Raw genomic sequence first — 6441 nt, 5'->3', positions numbered from 1 at the left:
TCCAAGCGCGAATCTTTCACTTCATACAAACTCCTGAACAAGCCTGAAAATCCCAACACACTTAGAAATCGAATCATTTTAAATGTAAAATGATGCACACTTTCCGGATCAAACAAAAACAAAAATGGGCGTATGAGCAGTTTATACATAGTCTTCAATTGTGGCTGTAAAAATAAGGAAATCACTCCAACTGCAAGCTCCTGAATGCTTTTAATATTTCAACACTGATACTTGTCATACACTCCCGAAAAAAAATTTATTAAATTTGGTAGAGTATATTATCACTATGGCTGAAAACGAAACATTAATTCAGAAACTGACCACATTTTTTGAAGAAATTGGCGAAATGGCGCGTTTTGCAGGACGCTATTTCAAAGAAGCTGTTTCTCCGCCTTTTGAGTTTAAAGAACTGCTCAAGCAATGCTACTATATGGGCAATAAGTCCTTTTTTCTGGTAGCGGTAACAGGATTGATACTGGGAGTGGTTTTTACCCTGCAAACCCGCCCTACCCTGGAAGAGTTTGGTGCAGTAGCCTGGATGCCGTCTATGATAAGCATTTCAATTGTAAGGGAAATTGGTCCGGTAATTATAGCATTAATATGTGCAGGTAGAATTGGTTCAAGTATCGGTGCCGAATTGGGTTCAATGCGCGTGACAGAACAAATTGACGCCATGGAAGTTTCGGGCACAAACCCGTTTAAATTTCTTGTGGTTACCCGAATTACCGCTACGACCTTAATGATTCCGTTGCTGGTTATTTTAGGTGATTTTATTGCTTTGATCGGTTCCGCTTTTGTCGAAAACATTAAAGGAGCGGTGACTTTTCAACTCTATTTCAATCAGGCATTTGATGCATTAAAATTCAGTGATTTGTTACCAGCAACTGCCAAAACATTTTTATTTGGTTTTGCCATAGGTCTGGTGGGGTGTTTTAAAGGATATTACAGTAAAAAAGGAACTGCCGGTGTAGGTAAAGCCTCCAATTCAGCAGTAGTTTTCACTTCAATGCTGTTGTTTATAATTGACTTTGTGGCCGTTTTTGTAACCGATTTGATTTATCAGTAAATGAAAGTAAGCAGCAAACATAATCCGGAAAATGGTGAAGTGGTTCTGAAGATTGAGAACATCTTCAAAGCATTTGGTGACAATAAAGTGTTGAATGGTTTTAGTTTACACCTAAAAAAAGGTGAAAATCTCGTGTTGATGGGGCGTTCGGGCTCCGGAAAATCAGTGATGATTAAATGTCTGGTTGGTTTACTGCAACCTGACAGTGGACTTATCGAAATTTTGGGCAAAGACATCAGTAAACTGGAACAAAAAGAGATGGATGATTTGCGTACCAAAATTGGATTTCTTTTTCAGGGTAGTGCGCTGTATGACTCGATGACTGTGAGGGAAAACCTGGAATTTCCATTAAGGAGGCACACTAAAAAACTATCAACAAAAGAAGTGGATGAACTTGTTTTTGAAGCATTGGAAAGTGTGGGTTTAAAACATACCGTTGACCTGATGCCTGCCGAACTTTCCGGTGGAATGCAACGCAGGATTGCACTGGCACGCGCCTTGATTTTAAAGCCAAAAATCATTATCTATGACGAACCCACCACTGGTCTGGATCCCATTACCTCTAAGGAAATCATTGAACTGATGAACAGCATTCAGGAAAAATATGAAACTTCATCGCTCATAATCACTCATGATGTGGATTGCGCACGAGTGGTATCAAACCGAATAGTTTTATTGCTCGACGGTGTCAATTATGCCGAGGGCACTTTTGAAGAATTATTCACGTCAAATGATGAAAAGATAAAAGCATTTTTTAAATAGAAAATTATGAGTAAATCATCACAAAATCTGAGACTGGGCATTTTTGTTTTTGCCGGATTGTTTTTGTTTATCCTTGCGGTTTACCTGATGGGAAACCGCCAAAATATGTTTGGAAACAATGTGAAAATAAGTTCGGTGTTTAAAAACGTAAACGGCTTGCAAATGGGTAACAATGTGCGTTTTGCAGGAGTAAACGTGGGAACAGTAAGGGGCATCACTATATTGAGTGATACTGCTATATGTGTCGATATGTTTATCTCAGAAAAAACAGCTCACCTAATTAAAAAGAATGCACTGGCAACCATTAGTTCAGACGGACTGGTAGGGAGCATGATTGTCAATATCATACCTAACGAAACACCAATTTCTCAAAGTATTGAATTTGGCGATACCATAAATTCCATTAGTAAAATTGCCACTGCTGATATGCTTACAACACTTAACACGACCAATGAGAATGCAGCTTTGCTTACACAGGATTTACTTAGAATTACCAATACCATCAATAAGGGTGAAGGATTGCTTGGAGCACTGATTAAAGATGAAGATATGGTCAATGATGTAAAACAAAGTCTCAGCAATTTAAAGGCTACCACAACTGAAGCAAAAACTACTATGCACAGGCTTAACCAAATGATTGCCTCCATAAATTTTGACGAAAGTGTCGCCGCTATGCTGCTTAATGACAAGGAAAGTGCGGAACAGCTGGCAACTGTATTTGACAACCTGGAGTTTTCAGCCAAGCAGATTGAAGCACTCACCAAAAACCTGAATGATTACTCTGAATCAATCAGGCAAAGTGACGGGCTTCTCAATTATGCCATTTATGACACTACTGTAGTAAAAAGTCTGGATGCCACCTTAAAAAATGTGGAAGAAGCCAGCGAAAAACTCAATGTAAATATGGAAGCCATGCGTCATAACTTTTTGCTGAGAGGGTATTTCAGAAAGTTGGAACGTCAGGAAGCAAGAGAACAACGCAGACAAAAATAAACGTTATGAAAATTGAACATCTGGATGAACGCGTCAACGAGTACAAAAATTCCATCAAAATCGTGGTGGAAAAGCGACTGCTTTGGAAAAGTAAAATCAAAAAACTAATTGTCAACAGCCTTAAAAAAGCAGAAGAAAAATACCCGATTGGCTGGCAGGTACAGGAACTCAACTGGATACACAGCAATGAGGCTGTGAATATTACTTTTGATTCCTTTCCACCGGATATGATTGAGCTGACCAATCAACTGCCCACTTATCAATTTTTACAAGGCTCATCACTGGTGTTTACACAACTGCACAATGGCGATGTTAATATATTAATCCTGTTTGCCATACCGGAACGCTCATTACCAACAGAAGACGATTCAGAAGAACTGGGCACTTACTCTCCTGAGGTGATTACTGAAACTTTTATAGCAGAAAAAATTGACGCATTCCTTAAAGAAATAATCAAAAGAGATGTTCCAAGCCCGGTTGGAAAAATGGGTTTTAGTAAGGAAAAAAATTAAGGTGCATCCAGCAGTAAGCTTTTCAGCTTTGCCAGCAATATCACTTCAGATTTATTTTTATCTGCAAAAGAAGAGGCAATCCCGTCAGCTGTTTTCCAAATCAAGTTTTTGATGAAGGGCGAAAACAAACCGTTGGATTTTATCAAATAAGCCCGGAAGCTTTCAAAACATTCTTCGGCATCGGCTTTAGCTTCTACAAGGCTGTCAAAAACATCAAAAACTTGTTCGGTTTGAGATCTATCAAGTACTTTATTTGACTCCCATTCTTTTCGAATAATTGCTTTAAAATATGCAATTTCCTCCCCTACCACGACTTTGTCTACTGACGCAACTGAATAAAACAGTTTGCCAAGATTTATATTGAACTCTTCGTCTCCTTTAAAATAAGCATTCATAATACACAAAAGTTTATTTATTCGCTCCTTATTTAATCAATACTTCACTTCAAATCAATTTCAGAGCTATTTCAAATTTAAAAGCCCATTTAAAAATGTTTTTGCTAACTTTATATTCTAAAGAAAATTAACTAAAAATTACGCTACAAAAGTAAATCGAGTGCGTTGTAAAGTAAATGATATAAATCATAAAAGGTGACTTTAATCATAGATGTGTGTCTTGATAACAGGTAACTTTGATTAAAACCAAAACCATGAGAAAAATAGTCCTTCCAACCGATTTGTCTGATAACGCCTTAAACGCCCTGGAGTATGCTGTGTCTTTGTTTAACGAGCCCAGTAAGTTTTATTTGCTCCATGCTTATGCCGATCAGATTTACGGACCGGAAACGCTTGACTTTTCTGATGAAGAAATTGAAAACAAAAAGAGGGGCACCCATCACAACTGCACCACTTTCCTTACTCCAATAATTGAAAATATTATAAAAAAATTTCCTGACTGCAAGCACGAATTTGAAGTCATGCCCAAATGCGGTTATTTGATTGACGAAATCAACCACCTGGTGGACAAGGAAAATATCGACATTGTGGCAATGGGCACCCGCGGGAGAACCAACGATCGGAACATCACCTTTGGAAGCAACACCCTTCAGGTAATTAAACTAGTTAAATGTCCTGTGCTTTGTGTTCCCGAAAATTTTAAATTTAAAGCTCCTAAAAAACTTTTATTTCCCACCAACTATATGATTCCTTATCAAAAAAGGGAACTCAAAATTGTCGATGAAATTTGCAACTATTACAAGGCCGAAACCCACGTTTTGTTTGTTTCCAATTTTGGCTTAATTTCAAAAAGACAACTGTCCAATCAAACCCTGTTAAAAAAATTACTTGATGTGGAGCGCATTCATTTTCATCAGGTTGAAATAAGCAGTAAAACCAATATTATCAATGAAACCATTGAAAGCATGGACATCAACCTGTTGGTGATGGTAAATTCCAGATACAGTTATCTGGAAAGCCTGATGGTGGACTCCACCATTGATAAAATAGGGTTACAACCCAAAATACCTTTTTTAATTTTACAAAACTATTTGAGAAACTAATTTTTGTGTGATGAAAAAAATAATCCTTCCCACCGACTTTTCAGAAAATTCATACAATGCCATTGCTTATGCGCTGGAGCTGTTTAAAAATGAAGACTGCACCTTTTACCTTCTAAACACTTATACCCCCATTTTGTATGACAGTGAATATATGTATTACACCCCTACTATGTCCATTGACGAGATATACAAAACCAATTCCATTAAAGGACTGGATCGGCTTCAAAGACGTATAAAAAAGGACTTTAGCAACCCAAAACACAGCTTTAAAAAAATATCGGTTTTTAATTTTCTGACTGACGAAATCAACGAGCAGGTGGAAGAAAAAGGTATTGACCTGGTTGTAATGGGAACACAAGGTGCTACAGGAGCCAAGGAAATATTATTTGGCTCACAAACCATTCACACCATAAAAAAAGCCAAGTGCCCTGTACTTGCCATTCCGTCAGAATATGAGTTTATATCCTTAAAAAACATTTTATTACCTTCTGACCTCAGTATCGGGTTTCAGGAAAATCAGTTGAAGCTCCTGCGCACACTCGCCCTGGCAAATAAAATCGATTTGCATATTTTGCACATTATGGAAGGTGATGCACTCACTCCAGTTCAAGAGGAAGGCAAACAAGAGCTATTCAAATATTTCAAGGATGCTTCATTGCATTTTCATATTGAAAAGGGAGATGACATTCAGAAGGGAATTTTGGAGTTTCAAAAGAACAATCCGGTGGAAATTCTATGCATGATCAACAACAAACATTCATTTTTCGAAAACCTGTTTTTCAGGCCGGTAGTACACAAAGTGGGCTTTCAGGTAAAAGTTCCCTTTTTGGTAATTCCTTCCGGAAAATTCAGTACGCGTAGTTTAATATAAAAAATATTCAATGAAAACCATTCTCTTGCCCACTGATTTTTCAGAAAATGCACTCAATGCCATCAAATATGCCGTTGCTATGTACCGTGATGAATCTTGTGAGTTTTTACTGCTTCATGCATACCCTGTAAATGATTATGTTGAAGGAAGCACGTTTGAAGCTTCTCCAATTGCGTCAAAACTCAAGGAAGCCAAAGAAAAATATGAACGCTGGTTAAATGATTTAAAAAACATTTTGACTGCATCCAATGAAAACGGAAATCACAATTTCCAAATCGTTGCAAAAAACCAAACCATAATAGATGCTATTCAGGAAGAAATCATTACCAGAAATGTGGCCCTCGTTGCTATTGGCACACAAGGAGCCACAGGAAGGTATGAGCTTGATTTTGGCAGCAATACCATTGAAATTATTGAAAAAATCAAGAACTGTCCCGTTCTTGCCATTCCCAGAAATGAGCGATTCACCGGTTTAAACGAAATCGTTTTGGCCAACGGTTATAAGCTGAAAAACGAAGCTGAAGATTTTAAGTTTTTATTTCATTTGTCGAAAAAATTCGATGCGCCTGTCAGGGTTTTAAACATTTCTGAAACCGGAGGATTAAGCCCATTTCAGGAAGAAAATCAATCTATTGTGAAAAAATTACTCAACGAAACAGAACATTCTTTTCATATGTTGGAGCACGTTTCTGTTCCTGTAGGGATTTATTGCTTCAGTGAAAGTAGAAATAGCGATATG

The 6441-nt window shown here is 37.6% G+C and carries 8 protein-coding genes; 7 read left to right on the top strand and 1 reads right to left on the bottom strand.

Annotated elements, in window-relative coordinates:
* Positions 1-286: 286 nt before the first annotated feature.
* From AC6F75_RS00245 to AC6F75_RS00230, 4 genes are read left to right on the top strand one after another with little or no spacing between them, the layout of a single operon-like run.
* Positions 287-1066, top strand: a complete 780-nt coding sequence (locus AC6F75_RS00245) for an MlaE family lipid ABC transporter permease subunit (protein ID WP_500712919.1) — start codon at positions 287-289, stop codon at positions 1064-1066.
* Positions 1067-1828 carry an ATP-binding cassette domain-containing protein gene (locus AC6F75_RS00240; protein ID WP_500712918.1) on the top strand — a complete coding sequence of 254 codons (762 nt, stop codon included), beginning with the start codon at positions 1067-1069 and terminating at the stop codon, positions 1826-1828.
* Between the two features lie 6 nt (positions 1829-1834).
* Complete coding sequence (locus AC6F75_RS00235; protein ID WP_500712917.1) at positions 1835-2821, top strand: MlaD family protein; 987 nt, start codon at positions 1835-1837, stop codon at positions 2819-2821.
* A 5-nt stretch (positions 2822-2826) separates the two neighbouring features.
* A complete protein-coding gene (locus AC6F75_RS00230; protein ID WP_500712916.1) occupies positions 2827-3333 on the top strand; it encodes a hypothetical protein in 507 nt (168 codons plus the stop codon).
* Here AC6F75_RS00230 and AC6F75_RS00225 read toward each other — a convergent pair.
* Positions 3330-3728, bottom strand: coding sequence for a hypothetical protein (locus AC6F75_RS00225; protein WP_500712915.1), 399 nt, complete (start codon positions 3726-3728; stop codon positions 3330-3332). The genes AC6F75_RS00230 and AC6F75_RS00225 overlap by 4 nt on opposite strands.
* Before the next feature lie 254 nt (positions 3729-3982).
* Here AC6F75_RS00225 and AC6F75_RS00220 point away from each other — a divergent pair, with 254 nt between their 5' ends.
* The 3 genes from AC6F75_RS00220 to AC6F75_RS00210 form a co-directional block, all read left to right on the top strand.
* Entirely contained in the window at positions 3983-4831 is an 849-nt protein-coding gene (locus tag AC6F75_RS00220; RefSeq protein WP_500712914.1) for a universal stress protein, read from the top strand.
* A 10-nt stretch (positions 4832-4841) separates the two neighbouring features.
* The gene (locus AC6F75_RS00215) at positions 4842-5702 is read left to right on the top strand and encodes a universal stress protein (RefSeq protein ID WP_500712913.1); all 861 of its coding nucleotides are present in this window, start codon (positions 4842-4844) and stop codon (positions 5700-5702) included.
* 10 nt (positions 5703-5712) lie between these two features.
* A partial coding sequence (locus tag AC6F75_RS00210) for a universal stress protein (RefSeq protein WP_500712912.1) occupies positions 5713-6441 on the top strand: 729 nt, incomplete at its 3' end.

This window comes from Planktosalinus sp. (assembly GCF_059864935.1).
This window is presented reverse-complemented; position numbering and strand designations above follow the sequence as displayed.